Origin of the sequence: Pseudomonas kitaguniensis (assembly GCF_049199985.1) — a bacterium.
Classification (GTDB): Bacteria; Pseudomonadota; Gammaproteobacteria; order Pseudomonadales; family Pseudomonadaceae; genus Aquipseudomonas; species Aquipseudomonas kitaguniensis.
Genome location: NZ_JBLZPT010000083.1, coordinates 1 through 255 on the forward strand (window position 1 = coordinate 1; position 255 = coordinate 255).

The 255-nt window shown below is 63.5% G+C and carries 1 protein-coding gene; it reads right to left on the reverse strand.

What is annotated here, in order from left to right:
• Positions 1-255 (reverse strand): hypothetical protein (locus ACOZK9_RS27445; RefSeq protein WP_421556992.1); only part of this gene is annotated, 255 nt, incomplete at both ends.

Here is a 255-nt window from a genome sequence, read left to right on the forward strand (position 1 = left end):
GTACCGCCTGACGCAGCACGCGGCTGTTTTCGATCAGTACCGCTTGAGTGCTGGCGTGCAGTTCGCCGCTTAACTGGTCCAGGGCCGACGGTGCCTGCTCGGGAAACAACGCTGTCAGGCGTTGCAGTAACGGGGTGGGTAAGGTTTGTGCGTCGGCAGCATTGGCGACGGCGCGCTGGTTGGCAGTGGTCGCTGCCGACGCCAGTGACCGACCCCGGCCGAACTCGACCAGCAAGGTGTTGCCCTTCTTAAGCT